General features: G+C 74.9%; 23 protein-coding genes. 9 read left to right on the forward strand and 14 right to left on the reverse strand.

Annotation, left to right across the window (positions count from 1 at the left end; translation table 11 throughout):
* Positions 1-49: 49 nt before the first annotated feature.
* The gene (locus tag ACI799_RS01960; RefSeq protein WP_456612286.1) at positions 50-1033 is read right to left on the reverse strand and encodes a Bug family tripartite tricarboxylate transporter substrate binding protein; all 984 of its coding nucleotides are present in this window, start codon (positions 1031-1033) and stop codon (positions 50-52) included.
* A 194-nt stretch (positions 1034-1227) separates the two neighbouring features.
* Between ACI799_RS01960 and ACI799_RS01965 the strand changes: the two genes are divergently transcribed.
* Positions 1228-2823, forward strand: a complete 1596-nt coding sequence (locus ACI799_RS01965) for an ATP-binding protein (RefSeq protein WP_456588584.1) — start codon at positions 1228-1230, stop codon at positions 2821-2823.
* The gene (locus tag ACI799_RS01970) at positions 2820-3530 is read left to right on the forward strand and encodes a response regulator (RefSeq protein WP_456588583.1); all 711 of its coding nucleotides are present in this window, start codon (positions 2820-2822) and stop codon (positions 3528-3530) included. Before ACI799_RS01965 ends, ACI799_RS01970 begins: the two co-directional genes overlap by 4 nt.
* Positions 3531-3536: 6 nt before the next feature.
* On the opposite strand, the gene eutC is transcribed toward ACI799_RS01970, so the two are convergent.
* The 3 genes from eutC to eat are packed head-to-tail and all read right to left on the reverse strand — an operon-like array spanning position 3537 to position 7083.
* Positions 3537-4262 carry an ethanolamine ammonia-lyase subunit EutC gene (gene eutC / locus ACI799_RS01975; RefSeq protein WP_456588582.1) on the reverse strand — a complete coding sequence of 242 codons (726 nt, stop codon included), beginning with the start codon at positions 4260-4262 and terminating at the stop codon, positions 3537-3539.
* Positions 4259-5674 (reverse strand): ethanolamine ammonia-lyase subunit EutB, encoded by a 1416-nt coding sequence (locus tag ACI799_RS01980; protein WP_456612287.1) that lies wholly within the window; start codon positions 5672-5674, stop codon positions 4259-4261. Before ACI799_RS01980 ends, eutC begins: the two co-directional genes overlap by 4 nt.
* Positions 5671-7083 carry an ethanolamine permease gene (eat, locus tag ACI799_RS01985; protein WP_456612288.1) on the reverse strand — a complete coding sequence of 471 codons (1413 nt, stop codon included), beginning with the start codon at positions 7081-7083 and terminating at the stop codon, positions 5671-5673. The genes ACI799_RS01980 and eat overlap by 4 nt, the downstream gene beginning before the upstream one ends.
* 256 nt (positions 7084-7339) lie before the next feature.
* Here eat and ACI799_RS01990 point away from each other — a divergent pair, with 256 nt between their 5' ends.
* Positions 7340-7888, forward strand: a complete 549-nt coding sequence (locus ACI799_RS01990) for a hypothetical protein (protein WP_456588579.1) — start codon at positions 7340-7342, stop codon at positions 7886-7888.
* Positions 7889-8012: 124 nt separating this feature from the next.
* Here ACI799_RS01990 and ACI799_RS01995 read toward each other — a convergent pair whose 3' ends face one another.
* The 4 genes from ACI799_RS01995 to ACI799_RS02010 form a co-directional block, all read right to left on the reverse strand.
* Positions 8013-8921: a Brp/Blh family beta-carotene 15,15'-dioxygenase gene (locus tag ACI799_RS01995; protein WP_456612289.1), complete on the reverse strand. Its 909-nt coding sequence runs from the start codon at positions 8919-8921 to the stop codon at positions 8013-8015.
* A gap of 94 nt (positions 8922-9015) precedes the next feature.
* Positions 9016-9936: a bacteriorhodopsin gene (locus tag ACI799_RS02000; protein WP_456612290.1), complete on the reverse strand. Its 921-nt coding sequence runs from the start codon at positions 9934-9936 to the stop codon at positions 9016-9018.
* A gap of 134 nt (positions 9937-10070) precedes the next feature.
* Entirely contained in the window at positions 10071-10970 is a 900-nt protein-coding gene (locus tag ACI799_RS02005; protein WP_456588576.1) for an SDR family NAD(P)-dependent oxidoreductase, read from the reverse strand.
* A gap of 78 nt (positions 10971-11048) precedes the next feature.
* A complete protein-coding gene (locus tag ACI799_RS02010) occupies positions 11049-11450 on the reverse strand; it encodes a hypothetical protein (RefSeq protein WP_456588575.1) in 402 nt (133 codons plus the stop codon).
* Between the two features lie 80 nt (positions 11451-11530).
* Between ACI799_RS02010 and ACI799_RS02015 the strand changes: the two genes are divergently transcribed.
* Positions 11531-11800 (forward strand): DUF2277 domain-containing protein, encoded by a 270-nt coding sequence (locus tag ACI799_RS02015; RefSeq protein WP_456588574.1) that lies wholly within the window; start codon positions 11531-11533, stop codon positions 11798-11800.
* A 69-nt stretch (positions 11801-11869) separates the two neighbouring features.
* Here ACI799_RS02015 and ACI799_RS02020 read toward each other — a convergent pair whose 3' ends face one another.
* A complete protein-coding gene (locus ACI799_RS02020; RefSeq protein WP_456588573.1) occupies positions 11870-12115 on the reverse strand; it encodes a hypothetical protein in 246 nt (81 codons plus the stop codon).
* Between the two features lie 87 nt (positions 12116-12202).
* Between ACI799_RS02020 and ACI799_RS02025 the strand changes: the two genes are divergently transcribed.
* From ACI799_RS02025 to ACI799_RS02040, 4 genes are all read left to right on the forward strand, one after another.
* Entirely contained in the window at positions 12203-12664 is a 462-nt protein-coding gene (locus tag ACI799_RS02025; protein WP_456598614.1) for a GNAT family N-acetyltransferase, read from the forward strand.
* Positions 12661-12984, forward strand: a complete 324-nt coding sequence (locus ACI799_RS02030) for a hypothetical protein (protein ID WP_456588571.1) — start codon at positions 12661-12663, stop codon at positions 12982-12984. The genes ACI799_RS02025 and ACI799_RS02030 overlap by 4 nt, the downstream gene beginning before the upstream one ends.
* A gap of 89 nt (positions 12985-13073) precedes the next feature.
* Positions 13074-13781 carry a hypothetical protein gene (locus ACI799_RS02035; protein ID WP_456588570.1) on the forward strand — a complete coding sequence of 236 codons (708 nt, stop codon included), beginning with the start codon at positions 13074-13076 and terminating at the stop codon, positions 13779-13781.
* 49 nt (positions 13782-13830) lie between these two features.
* On the forward strand, positions 13831-14214 hold the full coding sequence (locus ACI799_RS02040; protein WP_456588569.1) for a PaaI family thioesterase: 384 nt from the start codon (positions 13831-13833) through the stop codon (positions 14212-14214).
* 7 nt (positions 14215-14221) lie between these two features.
* On the opposite strand, the gene ACI799_RS02045 is transcribed toward ACI799_RS02040, so the two are convergent.
* A complete protein-coding gene (locus ACI799_RS02045; RefSeq protein ID WP_456588568.1) occupies positions 14222-14452 on the reverse strand; it encodes a hypothetical protein in 231 nt (76 codons plus the stop codon).
* A gap of 135 nt (positions 14453-14587) precedes the next feature.
* Between ACI799_RS02045 and ACI799_RS02050 the strand changes: the two genes are divergently transcribed.
* Positions 14588-14869 carry a DUF427 domain-containing protein gene (locus ACI799_RS02050; protein WP_456588567.1) on the forward strand — a complete coding sequence of 94 codons (282 nt, stop codon included), beginning with the start codon at positions 14588-14590 and terminating at the stop codon, positions 14867-14869.
* A 9-nt stretch (positions 14870-14878) separates the two neighbouring features.
* Here ACI799_RS02050 and ACI799_RS02055 read toward each other — a convergent pair whose 3' ends face one another.
* The 4 genes from ACI799_RS02055 to ACI799_RS02070 form a co-directional block, all read right to left on the reverse strand.
* Positions 14879-15292: a hypothetical protein gene (locus tag ACI799_RS02055; protein WP_456588566.1), complete on the reverse strand. Its 414-nt coding sequence runs from the start codon at positions 15290-15292 to the stop codon at positions 14879-14881.
* Between the two features lie 165 nt (positions 15293-15457).
* Positions 15458-16432, reverse strand: coding sequence for a ferritin-like domain-containing protein (locus ACI799_RS02060; protein WP_456598616.1), 975 nt, complete (start codon positions 16430-16432; stop codon positions 15458-15460).
* Between the two features lie 149 nt (positions 16433-16581).
* A complete protein-coding gene (locus tag ACI799_RS02065; protein ID WP_456588564.1) occupies positions 16582-16800 on the reverse strand; it encodes a hypothetical protein in 219 nt (72 codons plus the stop codon).
* Between the two features lie 206 nt (positions 16801-17006).
* Positions 17007-17798: an enoyl-CoA hydratase/isomerase family protein gene (locus tag ACI799_RS02070; protein WP_456612291.1), complete on the reverse strand. Its 792-nt coding sequence runs from the start codon at positions 17796-17798 to the stop codon at positions 17007-17009.
* Positions 17799-17978: the final 180 nt, after the last annotated feature.

Here is a 17978-nt window from a genome sequence, read left to right on the forward strand (position 1 = left end):
TCCGGCGCCGCTTCCCCGGAGGAAGCGGCGCCGGAGCCGGAGGCGGTGCTCACTGGACGAGCCCGATGTCCTCCAGCACGCCACGGACGCGCTGGCGCTCCTCGGCCAGGAATGCCTCGAACTCGTCACCGGCGAGGTAGGCGTCGGACCAGCCGCGCTCCTCGACCTCGCTCTGCCAGGCCTCGGACTCCTGCATCTCCGCCACCAGGGCGAGCAGCCGCTCGCGCGCCTCGTCCGAGATGTCGGGCGGACCGACGACACCGCGCCAGTTGGTCAGCTCCACGTCGTACCCGGCCTCGGTGAGGGTGGGTGCGTCGATGCCCTCGACGGGCTCCGCGCCGGTCACCGCCAGGGCCCGCAGCTCCCCCGCCTCGATCTGCTGGGCGTACTCGCCGACGCCGGAGATGCCGGCGTCCACCTGGCCGCCGAGCAGCGCGGCCAGCGACTCGCCGCCGCCGGAGAACGCCACGTAGTTGAGGTCCTCGATCGGCAGGTCCGCGGCCTGGAAGAGCAGCCCGGCCGCGATGTGGTCGGTGCCGCCGGCCGAGCCGCCGGCGATCGAGACGCCGCGCCCCTCGGTGCGGACGGCCTCGACCAGGTCGTCGACGCTCTGGTACGGCGAGGCAGCGGGGACGACGATGACCTCGTCCTCGGTGGTCAGCCGGGCCAGCGGCGTCACGTCGCCGAGGGTGGCCTGCGACTGGTTGGTCTCGACGGCGCCGACCATGACCAGCCCCATCACCATGAGGAAGTCCTCGCTGCGCTCGTTGGCGAGCTCGGCGAGGCCGACCGTGCCGCCGGCGCCGCCGACGTTCGTCACGCGGGTGCTGCCGACCAGCTGCTCCTCCTCGAGCGCCGCCGCGATGGCCCGGGCGGTCTGGTCCCACCCCCCGCCGGGGTCGGCCGGTGCCATGACCGCGAGCCGGTTGATCCGGTCGGCGCCGCCTCCCGAGCCGCCACTGCCGCCCTCGCTGCCGCAGCCGGTCAGGCCGACCGCCAGGGCGGCCGCGGCCGCGACGGATGCCGAACGCACGCGCCGGCGAACCGGCCGGTGGACCGCGCGATGAGTGACTGTCATGGAGGACCTCCTCGTCCCGGAGCCGGACGGCTCGTGGTGCGCCGGACGCTAGGAGCGCCGGGACGGCGGGAGAATCCTGCGGTCGTACCGGTCGTATTGGTCGTTGTGGTCGCAGTCACATCCGACCTGCGGGCAGCGACAATGACCCGGTGCGCCGGACCATGACCCTGGGAGCCCAGCTCCTGCTGCTGCAGGTGGGCATCGTGCTGGTGACGCTGCTGCTCGCCGGCGCCGTCGCCGTGCACCACCAGCAGGAGCAGATCCGGGACGCCTATCGCCAGCAGGTGCTGACGGTCGCCAACAGCACCGCGCGGCTGCCGAGCGTGGTGGACGCCTACGGCACCGCTGACCCGAGCGAGACGCTGCAACCCCTGGCGGAGCTCATCCGGGAGGCCTCGGCGGTCACCTTCGTCGTCATCACGGACGCGAGCGGCATCCGGCACTCCCACCCCGATCCCGACCGGATCGGTCAGCGCGTGTCGACCGATCCGAGCACCACCCTGGCCGGTGAGGTCTTCGTCGGCACCGAGACCGGCACGCTCGGGGAGTCCCTGCGCGCCAAGGTGCCGGTGCGCGGCCCGGACGGCGCGGTCATCGGTGCGGTGTCGGTCGGCATCCTGGAACGCGAACTCGCCGCCGAGTTCGGCCGCGAGGCCCCCGCCCTCGTGGCCTGGCTCGGCGGCGCCGCGCTCGTCGGCGCCCTGGGGTCGGTGCTCGTCGTCCGGCTGCTTCGCCGCCGCATCTTCGGCCTCGAACCGGAGGAGATCGCCCGGTTGCTGGAGACCCGCGAGGCGATGCTGCACGGCATCCGCGAGGGGCTGGTGGCGGTCGACCAGAAGGGGCGGGTGGTCCTGGTCAACGATGAGGCGTCGCGGCTGCTCGACCTCCCGCCGGACGCCGTCGGCCGCCCGGCCGCCGAGGTCCTCGACACCGCCATGCTCCCGCTCGTGCTCGGTGACCGGCCGGTCACCGACGAGCTCGTGCTCTCCGGGGAGCGCTTGCTCGTCGCCAGCCGCACCCCCGCGGTCGTCGGCGGCCGCCGGATCGCCGACGTCCTCACCCTGCGGGACCGCACCGAGCTGTTCGGCGCGATGCGGGAGCTCGATGGCCAGCGGAACCTGACCAACACGCTCCGCGCGCAGGCGCACGAGTTCAGCAACCAGCTACACGTCGTCCAGGGGCTGATCGAGCTCGACCGGCGGGACGAGGCGGTCGCCTTCATCGAGCGGATCGGCGGCGGCCGCCTGCTCGGTGGCGCCCCGCTGAGCACCGTCGTCGATCCTGGGGTGACGGCGCTCCTCCTGGCCAAGGCCGCGGTCGCCCGGGAGCGGGGCGTCCGGCTCGTGCTCGGGGCGGACAGCCGGCTGCCCGCCGGGCTCGGCGACGACGTCGTGACCGTGGTCGGCAACTTGGTGGACAACGCGGTCGACGCCACCGGGCAGGGCGGCGAGGTGCAGGTGCTCGTGCGCCAGGAGGACGACGGAACGGTGCTGGTGCAGGTCGACGACGACGGGCCGGGGGTGGCCCCGGTCGACCGGTCCCGGGTCTTCGACGTGGGCGTGACCACGAAGGGGCGGCCCGACGGCGACCACGGGCGCGGCATCGGGCTGGCCCTCGTCGCCCGCGTCGCGGCACGCCGGGGCGGGACGGCGGTGGTCACCGACTCCCCCACCGGCGGCGCCCGGGTCACCGTGCGGCTGCCCGGCTCGCGACAGCCCTCCCCCGGCGCGCTGGTCGCCCCGTGACCGGCGAGGTGCGGGTGCTCGTGGTCGACGACGACTTCGCCGTCGCCTCGGTCCACCGCGGCTACGTCGAGTCCCTCCCCGGCTTCACGGTGGTGGCCGAGGTGCACCGCGGGGTGCAGGCGGTGGAGGCGGTGCAGGCGCTCCGACCGGACCTGGTGCTGCTCGACGTCTACCTTCCCGACATCTCCGGCCTGGAGGTGCTCCGCCGGATCCGCGCCGCACCCGGCCCGCAGCCCGACGTCCTGGCGATCACCGCGGCGCGCGAGGTGGACACGGTGCGCCAGGCCATGACCGGCGGCGTCGTGGACTACCTGGTGAAGCCCTTTTCCCTGGCGACGTTCCGGGAGCGGCTGGAGGTCTACCGCGCCCACCGCACCGATGTGCTGCGGCGCAGCGGCGACACCGGAGGCCTGGAACAGAGCGACGTCGACCGGCTGCTGGCCGGCCGGCGCCGCGGCGGTGTCGCGGGCTCGGTCACCGACCTGCCGAAGGGTCTCTCACCGAGGACCCTCGAAGCCGTGGCGCGCACGCTGCGCAGCGACCCCACCCGGGACCTGTCCGCCGGGGAGGTGGCCGAACGCTGCGGCCTCGCCCGCGTCAGCGCCCGCCGGTACCTCGAGCACCTGGAGCGCACCGGCCGGGCCGCGGTCTTCCCGCGGTACGGCGGCACCGGGCGGCCGGAGAACGGCTACCGGTGGGTGGACTGAGCGGCGTCAGCCGGTCAGCATCGGCCCCTCGTCCTTGAGCGCCACTCCGGAGGCCCCCAGTTCCCTGGCCGCCGTCAGCAGCCGGACCACGACGTCGGCCGCCTCCGCGTAGCCGAGCCCGTGCGGGGGGCGGACGTTGGAGACGCAGTTGCGCTCGGAGTCCGCCCGGCCCGGCCGCGGGTCCCAGGTGAGGTAGATGCCGAGCGAGTCGGCCGAGGAGAGACCGGGCCGCTCCCCGATGAGGACCACGACCACCCGCGCCCCGAGCGCCGCCCCGATCTGGTCGCCGAGGGCCACCCGCGCCTGGGCGGCGAGCACGACCGGGCCGACCGACCAGTCGACCAGCCGGTCCAGCAGCGCGGTCGCCAGGGCCGGCCCGTGCTCGTGCACCGCCCGCGGCGAGAGCCCGTCGGCGAGCACCAGCGCCACGTCGGCGTGCGCGCGGGGCAGGGTCGTCCCGGGGGCCAGCCGCCGGCCGAGGTCGGGTCGTTGCAGGTACTCGGCGCGGTCCGCGGCGGCCGAGTGGACCTCGAGCACCGGCAGCCCGCCGAGCCCGGCACGCACGATGGCGGGATCCAGGGCCGTGTGGACGGCGTCGCGCGCCACCGCGTGCGCCAGCCGGAACTCCAGCTCCCGCGCGGTGGGCAGGCCGTCGCCGGCGCGCCCCAGGGCGACCCGTGCCCGGGTCGCGCCGCGCAGCACCGCCCAGGGGTCGTTCCCGGCGATGCTCACGACTGCGCCGCCGCGAGCAGGGCCCTCGCCGCCGGGGCGTCGGCGGTCAGCGACCGCACCCGGCCGGCGTCGTCCAGCAGGTCCATCCGGGTCAGCCACGCCTCGAACTCCGGCGCCGGCCGGAGATCGAGCACCTGCCGTGCGGTGAGCACGTCGGAGAACGACAGCGACTGGTAGTGCAGCATGACGTCGTCCGATCCCGGGACGGCGATCACGAACGAGCAGCCCGCCGCCCCCAGCAGCAGCGTCAGGGTGTCGGTGTCGTCGGCGTCCACCTCGGCGTGGTTGGTGTAGCAGACGTCGACCCCCATGGGCAGGCCGAGCAGCTTGCCGCAGCAGTGGTCCTCCAGCCCGGCCCGGATCACCTGCTTGCCGTCGTAGAGGTACTCCGGCCCGATGAACCCCACCACGGTGTTGACCAGCAGCGGCTCGAAGTGCCGGGCGACGGCGTAGGCCCGGCACTCCAGGGTCTGCTGGTCCACCGGCCGGCCGTCGACGCCGCGGTGGGCGTCGGCCGACAGCGCCGAGCCCTGCCCCGTCTCGAAGTAGGTGACGTGGCGCCCGACCGTGCCCCGGCCGAGCTCCAGCGCGCCCGCCCGGGCCTCGGCGAGCAGGTCGAGCGTGACACCGAACCCGCGGTTGGCCGCCTGCGTGCCGGCGACCGACTGGAACACCAGGTCCACCGGCGCGCCCTTCTCCAGGGCCCGCAGCGTCGTCGTCACATGGGCGAGGACGCACGACTGGGTGGGGATGTCGTACCGCTGGATCACCGCGTCCACCAGCTCCAGGAGCGCGATCGTCCGTCCCGGGGAGTCGGTGGCCGGGTTGATGCCGATCACCGCGTCGCCGGAACCCTGCAGCAGACCGTCGACGATCGACGCGGTCACGCCCACCGGGTCGTCGGTCGGGTGGTTGGGCTGCAGCCGCGAGGCCAGCCGCCCGGGCAGACCCAGCGTGCTGCGCAGCCCGGTCACCACCCGCGCCCGGCGGCCGACGGCGACCAGGTCGGCGTTGCGCATCAGCTTCGAGGTGGCCGCCACCATCTCCGGGGTGAGGCCGCGGGCCAGCCCGCTGATCGCCGCCTCGTCGCCGGCCGCGGCCCAGCCCAGCAGCCGGTCCCGGAACTCCCCCACGGTCAGGTCCGCCACCGGGGCGAAGGCGACCGGGTCGTGGGTGTCGAGGATCAGCCGGGTGACGTCGTCCTCGTCGTAGCCGACCACCTGCTCCTCCAGGAAGGTCGCCAGCGGCAGGTCGGCGAGCACCGTCTGGGCGGCGACCCGCTGTGCGGCCGACTCCGCCGCGCACCCGGCCAGCACGTCGCCCGAGCGGGCCGGCGTCGCCTTGGCGAGCAGGTCGGACAGCGACGGGAACTCGTACGTGTGCCCGCCCAGCGTCGTGCGGCGGACGGTCATCGCACCTCCTCCTCGGCGGCGGCGAGCAGCTCGAACTCCTCCTCGGGCGCCGACGCCACCAGGTGGTGGCGGCTGTAGAGGGCGAAGTAGCCGAGGAAGACCGCGTAGGCGGCCAGCGTCCAGAGGGCGGCGACCTCGTCGACCAGGAAGGTGGCGACGACGGCGGCCGCGGCCAGCACCAGGGCGACGCCGGTGGTGACCGTGCCACCCGGGGTGCGGTACGGGCGGGGCAGCTCGGGCTCCCGGCGGCGCAGCACGATGTGGCTGACCATCATCAGCACGTAGGAGACCGTGGCCCCGAAGACGGCCATGTTCAGCAGCATCGCGCCCTGGCCGGTCAGCGAGAGCGCGAAGCCGATGGCGCCGGGCACCAGCAGGGCGAGCACCGGGGCCCGGCGGCCGTTGGTCACCGACAGCGCCCGCGGCAGGTAGCCGGCCCGGGACAGCGCGAACGTCTGCCGCGAGTAGGCGTAGATGATCGAGAAGAAGCTGGCCACCAGGCCGACCAGCCCGGCGTAGTTGATCAGCGTCGTCAGCCAGCCGGCGGCCCCGGCGACCTGGAGCGCCTCCACCGGCGGGTTGCCGCTGGCCGACATGGTCTCCGCGCCTCCGGCGCCGGCGGTGAACACCAGCATCAGCACGGCGAGCACCAGCAGCACCCCCATGGCCGCGACGATGCCCCGGGGCATCGAGCGGGCCGGGTCGCGGGCCTCCTCGGCGGCCAGCGGCACGCACTCCACCGCGAGGAAGAACCAGATCGCGAACGGGAACGCCGCCCAGACGCCCATCAGCCCGAACGGCAGGAGGTCCGAGGCGCCGGCGGCGTCGGTGGGCGCGATGTCGAGCAGGTTGGCCGAGTCGAAGGCCGGGACGGCCCCGACCAGGTAGACGACCAGCCCGGCGACGGCGATCCCCGCGATCACCAGCATCACCCTCAGCGCCTCGCCGACCCCCATGAGGTGGATGCCGATGAACAGCGCGTAGGCGGCCAGGTATACCCACCAGCCGTCGGTGATGCCGAACAGGCCGAGCGACTCCACGTACGCCCCGATGAAGGTGGCGATCGCCGCGGGGGCGATCGCGTACTCGATGAGCACCGCCACCCCGGTGGCGTACCCACCCCAGGGCCCCAGCGCGCGCCGGGCGAAGGTGTAGCCGCCCCCGGCCGTCGGCAGCGCCGATCCGAGTTCGGCCAGGCCGAACACCATCGCCGAGTACATGATCGCCATGAGGACGACGGCGATCAGCAGGCCCCCGAAGCCGCCCTCGGCCAGGCCGAAGTTCCAGCCCGCGTAGTCACCGGAGATGACCGCCGCGACCCCCAGCCCGGCCAGCAGCACCCACCCGGCGGTCCCGGTCCGCAGCTGCCGCTTCTGGTGGTAGCCGGCATCGACCGTCTCGGCCTCCACCCCCTGACGGTGGACCGGCCGGCCTGGACGTACTCGGGGTTCCGCGGTCATGCGCCGGCCTTCCGGTGAGCCCCCGCAGGTCGGGTGGGGTCAGCCTGGCCCCGCCCGGCCCCACGGGCAATGCCTTGCGACAGGACGGAACACGCTGTTCACACGGCCGCTCCCCCACCTGCGCCGCCGTCCGCGGTGCCGGCAACCCGCGTGATCACGGGCAGCCGGGGTATGCCCCAGCTCCGACCTCTCCCAGGGAGTCCTCATGGCTCGTCACACACTGTCCCGCTCGCTGCACGACCTCGGCCTCTCCGCCTGGTTCGGTGGCACGCTCGCCAACGCCGTCGCCCTGAACGCGGCCGCCGGGGAGGCGGGGAGCGCCCCCGCCACCGGCCGGGTGGCCAACGCCGGCTGGGACCGCTGGACGCCGGTCAACGCCCTGGCCATCGGCGCCCACCTGATCGGCAGCGTGGGTCAGCTGCGGGCGGACAGGGAGCGGGTCGCGCAGCAGGAGGGCGTGGCCTCCATGTCGGGGATCAAGACCCTGCTCACCGTCGCAGCCCTCGGCGCGACGGCGTACAGCCGGGTCCTCGGCCAGCGGGTGTCGGCCGCAGGATCGGTGCCGTCGCGGTCCGGGACCCGGCCGAGCAAGCGCACCAAGGCGGCCCGCGCCGACGTCGCCGCCGCACAGCAGCAGCTGGACACCCTGCAGTGGGTCATCCCCGCCCTGACCGGCGCGCTCGTCGCGGTCACCTCGTACGCGGGTGAGCAACAGCGCCCCAGCGAGGTGGCCAAGGGAGTCGCCGGTCGGTGAGCAGGCGCTGACCCGGCCGGGCGAGCCGCCCGGTGCTCCGGGTCCCGGGGCCGACGCCGCACGGCGCGGGGGGCCTGACCCGTTCGGGCGGGCCCCTCCCGGCGCGCGGTGCCGGGCTGCGGGCTCACCCCGTCGAGCGCGGCGGCTGGGTGCGGTCGAGCCAGCTGACGGCCAGCACGTGCGGCAGCGTCAGCGCCGCCAGCAGCGGCAGGCCCGTGGCGACGAGTCCGCGCCAGCCGTCCGCCCAGGACCAGAGGGCGGCGAGCGCCAGCAGGACGGCGGCGGTCGGCGGGCCTGCCGCCAGGGCGAACCGGCGCAGCGGCAGGACCAGCCGTCCCGCGACCAGATCGGGGCCGCTCGCCGGGTCCTCGGCCAGCACGCGCGCCACGTGCCGCAGGGAGTGCCAGGCCCCGAAGTAGACACCGAAGGCGGCCAACGGCGGGACCACGAGGACCACCGCCGCCAGGAGGCCGACCTCCCCCGCCTCCAGCCACCGGCGGCGGCGGGCCAGGACGAACGCGAGCACTCCCCCCGCGCCGAGGAGCACCGCGACGGCTCCCGTCGCGACTCCGGGCGGTACGCCGCCCCAGCCCGGGGCCACGGCCTCGGTGAGCGCGCCGGTGTCGCTGCCGGGAACGCCCAGGCCGCGGAGCAGGGGCACCAGCAGCACGAGGCTCCCGAGGACAAGCGACGCCGCCGGCCGCGGCCGCACGGGGCGACCGGCGCGAAGATCGGCGAAGGCGGTCTCGCCGGTGCCGAAGTGCCATGCCGAGACCAGGACGAAGATCAGCAGCGCCGGGCCGGGCGCGGCGGTGAAGGCTCCGTAGGCCCCGGCGGCCAGAGCGGCGTACGCGGCCCCGAAGACGGCGAGCCGGGTCGGCCGCCAGCCGAACCGCCACGCGGGTAGGAGGTGATCGACGGCCCCGTGCGGCAGCCCCAGGAGCAGCCCGGCGACCAGCACCGCCGCCGAGCCGGTGGCTCCCCAGCCACCGGGGGCGGCGACCTCGACCGCCAGGGCCGCCCCGGCCGCCACGCACGACCACCGGGTGGCGGCCCGGGCGGGAGCCCCGAACGGGGCCACGGGGGCGCGCCCGGTCGCCGAGGCGGCGACGCCCCCGGACACGCCGTCAGCCGCGGGCGGGGCGGACGCCCTCGCCCCGGGCCCGGCCGATCACCGCCGTCGAGATGCGGGTGAGCTCCGGGAGCACGGCGTCGCTCTTGTGCACGTTGCTCGACCACACCGGCTCGGTGTGGGTGTCGACGCCGGCGACGACGTCCTCGGCGGTCCGGAGCTTGGCGACCTTGTGGATCAGCACGCCGAAGCCGACCTTGGCCACGACGTCGGTCACCGAGTAGCCGACCTGCATGGCGGTGAGCCAGGCCGGGGTGACGTCGACGAAGACCGGGACCGAGTAGATCAGCGGGTAGATGCCGAAGCTGCCGAGCAGGACGATCGTCGCGTTGCGGAGGGTGGTGGCGGCCTCCGTGCCCATGGTCGGCAGGGACGCCCGGACCGCCCCGATCAGCGCGACGTAGAGGTAGACGAGGAAGACCGTGCTGATCAGCCCCCACACCACCAGGGCCGTGGTGTCGCGGCCCTGGGCGATCACCTGCGACCCCATGTACCCGGTGACGATCATGAGGAAGGCCGCCGCCATGGTCGAGAAGCGCAGGTTGCGCGCCCTGGCGCCGGCGAGCGAGCACACCGCCAGCAGCTCCACCATCAGCAGCGGCACGGTGATCGACCAGTCGATGTAGCGGCTGCTGATCGTGTGCAGCGCCTCCGAATTCGGCACGTACACGCCGCCCTGCAGCGTGAACCCGGTGTCCCACTTGCTGACCATGCGGGCGTAGGCGAGGGCCGCCACCGCCGCGAGGCAGAAGCCGGCGTAGGCCGAGGGGCGGTACCGCGCCGACACCTCCTCCCGGCTGGTCAGTGCGTAGAGGAAGTAGGCGAACAGCGCGAACCCCGCGCCGAGGAGCGCCAGCTGGACGACGTCGTAGAGGCCCGGGGGCATCGTCTGCAGCTCGGGAGCGGGGGTCTCCATGCGCACTCCTGGATGTCGCGCGACGGCGACTCCCGGACCGGGCCGCCGCTTTCCGCCCGGTGCCGGGACGGTGCCGGGCCCCTACCCGCACCGGCCGTCCGCAACCGGACGGCGGACGACCCAGGGGCGGCGGCTCAGATGCTGCGCCAGCGGCCCTCGATCGCGTTGCCCTCGGGCCGGGACCGGAAGACGTTCCCCTCGGTGGGCTCCGTCTCGTCCCCGGCCAACGCCAGCCGCCGCAGCAGCGGCTCGACCAGCACGTCGTAGACCCCCGGCAGCAGCCGGAAGCCTGCCGTGACGACGTGGTTGAGCACCCCCGCCTGCACGACCCGGCGTGGCCGGTCGAGGGTGGACAGGACCCGGCGGGCCACCCGCTGCGGCGAGTAGACCGGCGGCGGGGGCCGCCCGGTGCTGCCCGCCCATGTCGCGCCCTGGGAGTAGATGGGAGTGTTCACGCCGCCCGGCTGGACGATGGAGACGGAGATCCGCGGCTCGTCCCGGGTCTCCTGCTGCAGCACGCGGGCGAGCGCCAGCTGACCCCACTTGGCGACGGCGTAGCTGCCCATGACCGGCGTCGTCACGTTCCCCAGCAGGGAGTTGACGACGACGAGGTGGCCTGCGCCCTGCCGCCGGAAGACCGGCAGGACGTGCCGCGCGACCGTGGCCGTGCCGTGCAGCGAGGTGTCGACGACCCGCTCGAAGACCTCCTTCGGCACGTCCTCGATGTGCCCGTAGGCCATCACCTGGGCGGAGTGCACGACGACGTCGAGGTGGCCGAGCTCGCGCACCGCGCCGGCGACCACCGCGGCGATCGCCTCCTCGTCCAGCACGTCGGCCGGGCAGACCATGACCGCGGCGGCGCCGGCGGCACGGAGCTCGTCGGCCGTCTCCTCCAGCGACGACCGGCCGCGCGCCACCAGCACCAGCCGCGCACCGCGGCCGGCCAGCTGCACGGCCGTCGCCCGGCCGATGCCGCTGGACGCGCCGGTGATGAGCACGGTGAGCGGTGCTCCGCCGGAGTCGGGGATCGGCACGGAGTTCTCCTCGCTGGGGGTGAGTCCGGCGTCGCGGGCACCGGTTGTCCGCAACCGACTACCCGACCGGCCCGGCGGTCATGCGGTGCGCCGGTCCAGCTCGGCCAGCAGCCAGCCCGGCCCGCTGACGTCGACGCCGTCGGGCAGGCGGGCGCGCAGCCCCCGGTCGGCGGTGACCACCAGCACCTCGCGCCCGTTGCCGGCCAGCTCGGGCACGACGTCGGCGAGCGCGTCGTCCCCGCTCCCGCGGGCGCGCACCACCCGAACCCCGTCGGGCGCGGGAACGTCCCGGGCCTGCCCCTCCACGACGGCCACCACCTCGGTGCAGGTCAGTTCCTGCCCGCCGGGCCCGGGCACGGTCTGCCCGGCCAGCTCGGCGAGGCGGTCCAGGAAGCGGCCGGCCGCCCCCGCCCGGTCCCGCCACCAGCCGTCGGGACGGGCGCCGACCGCGTTGGCGACGTCCACCACCAGCACTGCCATCTCGTCCTCCCTCCGTGGGCGCCGCGCGAGGCGTGCTCGCGGCCCGTCCCGTGCGTCTCGCCGGGCCCTACGCTCCCGGCATGTGCCGGAACATCCGCCCGCTGGCGAACTTCGCGCCGCCGGCGGCCGACGAGGAGATCCACGCCGCCGCGCTGCAGTACGTGCGCAAGATCAGTGGCACGACCAAGCCGTCGCGCGCGAACGCCGAGGTGTTCGAGCGGGCGGTGGCGGAGGTGGCCGCGGCCTCGGCCCGGCTCCTCGACGCCCTGGTCACCACCGCCCCGCCCAAGGACCGCGAGGCGGAGGCAGCCAAGGCGCGGGCCCGGGCCGCCGCCCGCTACGGCGGCTGACCACTCGGCACGGCGTTCCCGGCCGTCGGGAACGCCGTGCCGCGCCCGGTCGCCCATCGGGCGGGCCGGTCAGTTCTCCGACGCCGGGCCGACGTCGTGCGGGTCGGGGGTGCGGAAGGTCGGGTCGTCCGGCGGGTCGGCGTCGTCGTTGCCGGCCCCCGTCGCGGGACGGTCGGTCTCCGGCGAGCGGTCGGGTTCCTCCCCGCCCTCCCCGAACCCGTCGGCGGGCGGGGGGGCGCCGGCTCCCGGGTCCGCGGCGGGGATGCCTTCGTCGGGTTGGCCGAGGTTCGGTTCCAGCGGGCTCCACATCGACATGCCGGTCCCCTACCCGGGCGCGGCGCCTTACTCCCCTCCGAACTCCCCTCCGATCGCCGCCCGGCTGCCTGGGCTAGAAACGTCGGCATGACCTCCGCCGGGACGTCCGTCCCCGAACCCCTGCTGCGCCGCGCCCGGTTCGCCGAGCTCACGCCCTTCGAGGTCTACGCCCTGTGCCGGCTGCGCGTCGACGTCTTCGTGGTCGAGCAGGAGTGCCCCTACCCCGAGCTCGACGGGCGCGACGTCGAGCCGGCCACCGAGCACCTCTGGTTCGAGGAGGCCGGTCAGGTGCTGGCGACCATCCGCGTCCTGGACGACGGCGCCACGCGCGCCATCGGCCGGGTGGCCACCGTGGCGGCGGCGCGCGGGCGGGGGTTGGCCGGGCGGCTGATCGAGCAGGCGCTGGCCGACCACGGGCACGGCCCGCTCACCCTGGGCGCGCAGGCGCACCTGGAGCAGTGGTACGGGCGGTTCGGCTTCCGCCGGAGCGGTCCGGGCTACCTCGAGGACGGCATCCCGCACGTCCCGATGCGCCGGGAACCACGGTGAGCGGCGCGCAGGTGCCGGCCGCCGCGGCCGACCTGGTGCGCGAGGCCGCGGACCGGCTGGAAGCGCTGGCCGCGTGCACCACGCCCGGTGACTGGCGTCTCGCCGGCCTCCTGGCCAGCCGGCCGGAGGTGGTCGCCCACGGTCCCGGCGGGGCAACCGAGCACGTCGCCGACGCTCGCGCGCGCAGCGCCGGGTGGATCACCGCCCTCTCCCCCGCGCTCGCCGGACCGCTCGCCGCCTGGCTGCGGGCGGCGTCCGCCGGGCAGCCGCCCCCGGAAGCGGTCGCGGTCGCCCGGCAGCTGCTGCACCGGCTGCCCTGACCCGCCTCCGCGCCGGCCCCGCCGTCTCCCCTGCGACCGTTCGTCGGCAGGACGGGGGCGGGAGCGCTCGTCGCGGGTATGGGGCGCGGATGCAGCCGCGCACGGGACCCGATCCCCTCGAGAACCCCGACGACCGGGACCCCGTCGAGGCACCGGACGCCCCGGAGCGGGAGGGCCTGGCCCGGCGGCTGGACAAGCCGATGGGTGCGCTCGGGCTGGTCTTCGTCCTGGTGGTGCTCGGCCAGTCCCTCGCCCGGCAGCCGTGGCTGACCACGACGCTGAGCGTCGTCGGCTGGGTGCTGTGGGCCGTCTTCGTGGCGGAGTTCATCCACCGGGCCGCCACGGCCCGCGACCAGCGCCGCTTCTGGACGCGCAACTGGTGGCAGGTGGTCTTCCTGGCGGTGCCGTTCCTGCGGTTCGCCCGCGCGCTGACGTTGCTGCGTGCGGCGCGGGTCGGCGGCGTCGTGTCGGCCGCGGTCCGTGGATCCCGCTCGGCGGGGCGCCTGCTGAGCGGCCGGATCGCCTGGCTCGGTGCGGTGACCGTCGTGGTGGTGCTGGCGTCCAGCCAGTTGCTGTACGTGCTCGGCGCCTACGACTCCTACGGCACGGCGCTCTACGACGCGGCCCTCGCCACGATCAGCGCCCGGCCGCTCACCGCCGACGCAGACGTCGCGCGCGTCCTGGACATCGCCCTGGCCACCTACTCGGTGGCCGTGTTCGCGACGCTGGCCGGTGCGCTCGGCGCGTTCTTCCTGGAGCGGCGTGACGACGGAAACGTGGCCGCCCGGGGAGCGTGACGCCGGGCACCGGGCGTGCGACCGCGGCCCGCGGGGTAGCCGCCCCGCCATGAGCGACGACGTGACCACAGGTGGGTACGCCGAACGGCTGGGCGCCCGCCCGGAATCGGCCGGCGAGGGCGCGGCCCGGATGGAATTCGAGGTGACCGAGGAGCACCTCAACCCGGCCGGCACCCTGCACGGCGGGGTGCTGGCGACGCTCGTCGACACCGCGATGGGCCAGGCGGTGCGGACCACCACCGGTGACGGCGAGGTGCCCGCGACCAGCCAGCTGACGGTCACCTACCTGCGGCCGGGGAAGCCAGGCGCCCTGCAGGTCACCGCCCGGCTGCGGACGCGGGGCGAGCACCTGACGGTCTGCGAGGCGGACGTGGAGCAGGACGGCAAGGCGCTGGTCCACGCCGTCGCGACCTTCGCGCTGCTGGGTTCCTGACCCAGGGTCACCCGGGCAGCGGCGCGGGCACCTCCTGGACGACGGACGGGACCGCCGCCCCCTGGTCGTCGTCCTGGTCGTCGGTCCTGGTCTGGGCGACGACGAGGATGTAGGTGAAGATCCCGGCGATGACGAGCAGGATGCCGAGCGGGATCAGGATGCGGCCGAGCCTCCTGCCCTTCGGGGTGCCCTCCCCGGCGCTCCGGTCGTCGTCGCCGCGGTGGTCGGGGTGCGCCATGGGTGGTCTCCTGGGGTCGGTGGAGCGGGGTGGGCCCGCCCGGGGGCCGGCCACCTCCTTCATGCCCGCGCTACCGGGCGTCACTCCCTGCGGCCGCGACCGGCGCAGCGACCGCGGGCGGAGGACGATCGGGGTATGACCACCGCCACCTGGAACGGCGTCGTCGTCGCCGAGTCCGACGACATCGTCACCGTCGAGGGCAACGCCTACTTCCCCCGCGCAGCCGTCCGCGACGACGTGCTGCGCCCCTCGGAGAAGCAGACCGTCTGCCCCTGGAAGGGCACCGCCTCCTACTACAGCCTGGAGGTCGACGGGCAGCGCAACCCGGATGCCGCCTGGTACTACCCGGAGCCGAAGGACGCCGCGAAGCAGATCTCGGGCAGGGTGGCGTTCTGGAAGGGCGTGGAGGTGCGCTGACCTCGTCGGTCAGCGGCCGGGGCGGGTGCCGGCGAGCTCGCGGGCCGACGCGGCGGCCTCGGCGTCGAGCTGGCGGTCGATCGACTCGGTGAAGGAGTCCCAGGCCTGCTCCGGCGTGATCCCCAGCGCGGCGGCGATCTGGTCCCACTCCGCGCCCCCGCGCAGCGCGGCGCGGATCCCCACCAGCTGGCTGTCGTGCGCGCGGCGCGAGACGACCTCGCCCAGGGCGAGCAGCTCCAGCGCCTCGTACACGTCGAGCTGGGTACCGGTGTCGCGCAGGGAGGCCGACCAGTCGTCGGCGTCGTCGTCACGGACAGTGTTCAGGGCGGTATCGCCGTTGTCGCGGCGACTCAGGAAGTCGAGCCGCGTGGCGGCCGTCGTCAGCGAGAACTCCGCCTCGAGGGCCTCGGGTGTGATGGTCATGGGTCGAGCTTCCCCTTCGACGTGGGAGCGCCAAACCCGGCGCAGGCGGGATTTCACCCACGCGGAGGGCCCGCACCCCCCGTGGGGATGCGGGCCCTCCGCGTGCTGGCCCCGTCCCGAGGCTCACCCCGAGCCTGCGAGGGGTGAGGAGGACGGGGTCCTCTTTCACTTGTCGACGCCGACGGCTTCCTTGGCCAGGGCGGCCAGCTGCGTCTGCGCGGCGCTCGCCACGTTCGACCGGTTCTTGTGGGTCTCCTCGTAGCGGATGATCACGTTGACGTCGTGCGGCGTCTTCAGCTGCTTGATCGCCTTGACGGCGTCCTGCACCGACATCGAGTCGTAGCCCTTGATCGGCAGCTCGTCGGCGGTGACGTCGCCCAGCTCCTCGCGGGTGGCCCGGGCGGCGTCGGCGGCGTCCTGGTTGCCCTCGCGCTGCGCGATCCGCTCGGCGCGGCGCAGCGAGGCGGCGCGGCCGACGGTGAGGGTCTCGCGGACGGCCCCGGTGAACGCCGACGCGCGGTCACCCGCGGCGGAGAACCGGTCGGAGGTCTCCTCACCGGCGTGCCGCACGGTGTCGACGGCGTGGTTGACCGTGTTGGCCCAGAAGCGGACCGGCGCGTTGACGCCACGGGCCACGGCACCGGCGACCTTCTGCACCGGGGTGGCGACGAGCGCCGCCGGGCCGCCCAGGGCCTCCTCGGCCAGGACCACGGTGAGCCACTCGACGGTCGCCTGGTGCGCCTCGACGAGCTTCTCGGCCAGGCGCTGGGTCTCGACGTCACCGGCGGTCTCGGCGAGCACCTTGAGGTAGGTGGCGCGGTCGAGCAGCTGGTGCTCGAGCTGCAGGTCCTGCAGGAGCGCCTCCTCGATGGAGGTCGACTGCTCGAAGGTGGCCTTGAGGGCGGCGGAGAGCCGGCCGACGACCGGCGTCACGACGTCGGGGACACCACCGAGGGCGCGCAGCCGCTCGGTGATCTCGAGCGTGCGGGCCGCGGCGTTGTCGGCGTTCTGGGTGAGCTCCCGACGGACGGCGTCGGTGCGGGCCTGGCTGATCCGCGTCCGTGCGATCTGCTCCTCGGTCTGCGTGAGCAGGACGAGGGCGCGCAACTGGTTGATCATCTTGGCGTTGTTGTCGGTCATGGGGGATGCAGCTCCAGAGATCGAGGATGACCTGACGTCTCTGTGTGTGCCCCGGATCCTCCGCGTGCTAACAAGAGCAAGCGGATTGCTAGCAGTGAGCCTCGTCACCCGGACGGGTGACGAGGCCCTGACCGCGACGGCCGCTCGGCTCAGCCGGCCTGGGCCGGCAGGTTCTCCTGGGCGTGCGCGCGCCGCGGCCGGACGTCGAAGCGCAGCACCGGCTGGGTCATGTCGTCGGTGACCTCGTAGGGCGGGCGCGGGGCCAGGCGGACCGGGCGGGGCGGCAGCGACGACGGCGGCATGGTCTTGCCGCAGCCGACGCAGTAGCGGCCTCGCTGGTGCACGGCTCCGCAGTGCGCGCAGGTCATGTCGTCTCCTCGGGGTCGGTACCGGCATGGACAGACGGACCCTCGCAGGCCGCAGCCCCGGGTTGCAGTCGGATCTGACAGGTGGGACGAGCCGTTACCCGAACGTCATGAGCGACCCGTTTCCGAATTCCGCTCCCCGGACCTGCCTCGTGCGCGGATCGGCAGATCCCGGCCGCGGATCTGCCCATCCGCGCCCACGGTCGGGTTCAGCGGCCGGTCCAGCGGGGCGGGCGCTTCTCCAGCCGGGCGGCGATCCCCTCCGCGCGGTCCTCGCTGAGGTAGGGGTTGGGGCCGACGTCGAGCCACAGCCCCTGCCAGAGCGGCAGCTCCAGCGCCTTGATCGCGGTCTCCTTCATCCGCCGGACGGAGATCGGCGCGTTGCCGGCGATCCGGTCGGCCAGCTCCAGCGCCGCGGGCAGCACCTCGTCGGGCGCGACCAGCCGGTTCACCAGCCCCCAGCGCTGGGCCTCCGTGGCGTCGATCGGGTCGCCGGTGAACAGCAGCTCCAGCGCGATGCCGACCGGGATCCGCTTGGGGAGCACGACCGAGCCGAAGTTCGCTCCCATGCCGATCGCCGCCTCGGGCAGGGCGAAGCGCACCGCCGGCGAGGCGATCCGCAGGTCGCAGGCGAGCGCCAGCTCGAACCCGCCGGCGACCGCCGGGCCGTTGAGGGCGGCGAGCACCGGGACGGGCGTCTCGGTGACGACCTCGAACACCGACCGCGCCGGCCGGTTCATCGGCGGCCGGAACCGCTCGCCCCGCTGGTCGGCGGCGCGAATCTCCTTCAGGTCGAAACCGGCGCAGAACGCCGGCCCGGTACCGGTGAGCACGACCGCGCGCACCCCTTCCTCGGCGACCCGCAGCAGCTCCTCCACGAGGTCGGCCTGCAGCTCGGTGGAGAGCGCGTTGCGCCGCTCGGGCCGGTCGAGCGTGAGCACGCGGACGTGCCCGCGCTCCTCGACCGCCAGCCCGGAGTCGTGCCGTCGCGGAGTGCTCATGACGGGCAACCTGCCGCGCCGGGCCGCCCCTCGGCAACCCGGGGACCGGCACCCCTCCGTCGACGCTCTGCCTCTGAGTGCTCCTGCACTCAGAGGCAGACGATCCGCATGCCCCTGTCCGGCACCCGGCGGGACGGCGGCCCGCCATCGGCAGGACCGGCTGGGATCGGAACCGTCGAC

The organism is Blastococcus sp. SYSU DS0753 (assembly GCF_054051175.1).

Coding starts and splice junctions, on each gene's coding strand:
- ACI799_RS02050 (WP_456588567.1), top strand. CDS start 14,588: ATGACCACCGCCACCTGGAACGGCGTCGTCGTCGCCGAGTCCGACGAC.
- ACI799_RS01990 (WP_456588579.1), top strand. CDS start 7,340: ATGGCTCGTCACACACTGTCCCGCTCGCTGCACGACCTCGGCCTCTCC.
- ACI799_RS01980 (WP_456612287.1), bottom strand. CDS start 5,674: ATGACCGTCCGCCGCACGACGCTGGGCGGGCACACGTACGAGTTCCCG.
- ACI799_RS02065 (WP_456588564.1), bottom strand. CDS start 16,800: ATGACCTGCGCGCACTGCGGAGCCGTGCACCAGCGAGGCCGCTACTGC.
- ACI799_RS02000 (WP_456612290.1), bottom strand. CDS start 9,936: ATGGAGACCCCCGCTCCCGAGCTGCAGACGATGCCCCCGGGCCTCTAC.
- ACI799_RS02040 (WP_456588569.1), top strand. CDS start 13,831: ATGAGCGACGACGTGACCACAGGTGGGTACGCCGAACGGCTGGGCGCC.
- ACI799_RS02025 (WP_456598614.1), top strand. CDS start 12,203: ATGACCTCCGCCGGGACGTCCGTCCCCGAACCCCTGCTGCGCCGCGCC.
- ACI799_RS02055 (WP_456588566.1), bottom strand. CDS start 15,292: ATGACCATCACACCCGAGGCCCTCGAGGCGGAGTTCTCGCTGACGACG.
- ACI799_RS02060 (WP_456598616.1), bottom strand. CDS start 16,432: ATGACCGACAACAACGCCAAGATGATCAACCAGTTGCGCGCCCTCGTC.
- ACI799_RS02070 (WP_456612291.1), bottom strand. CDS start 17,798: ATGAGCACTCCGCGACGGCACGACTCCGGGCTGGCGGTCGAGGAGCGC.
- ACI799_RS02045 (WP_456588568.1), bottom strand. CDS start 14,452: ATGGCGCACCCCGACCACCGCGGCGACGACGACCGGAGCGCCGGGGAG.
- ACI799_RS02015 (WP_456588574.1), top strand. CDS start 11,531: ATGTGCCGGAACATCCGCCCGCTGGCGAACTTCGCGCCGCCGGCGGCC.
- ACI799_RS02020 (WP_456588573.1), bottom strand. CDS start 12,115: ATGTCGATGTGGAGCCCGCTGGAACCGAACCTCGGCCAACCCGACGAA.
- ACI799_RS02035 (WP_456588570.1), top strand. CDS start 13,074: ATGCAGCCGCGCACGGGACCCGATCCCCTCGAGAACCCCGACGACCGG.
- ACI799_RS02010 (WP_456588575.1), bottom strand. CDS start 11,450: ATGGCAGTGCTGGTGGTGGACGTCGCCAACGCGGTCGGCGCCCGTCCC.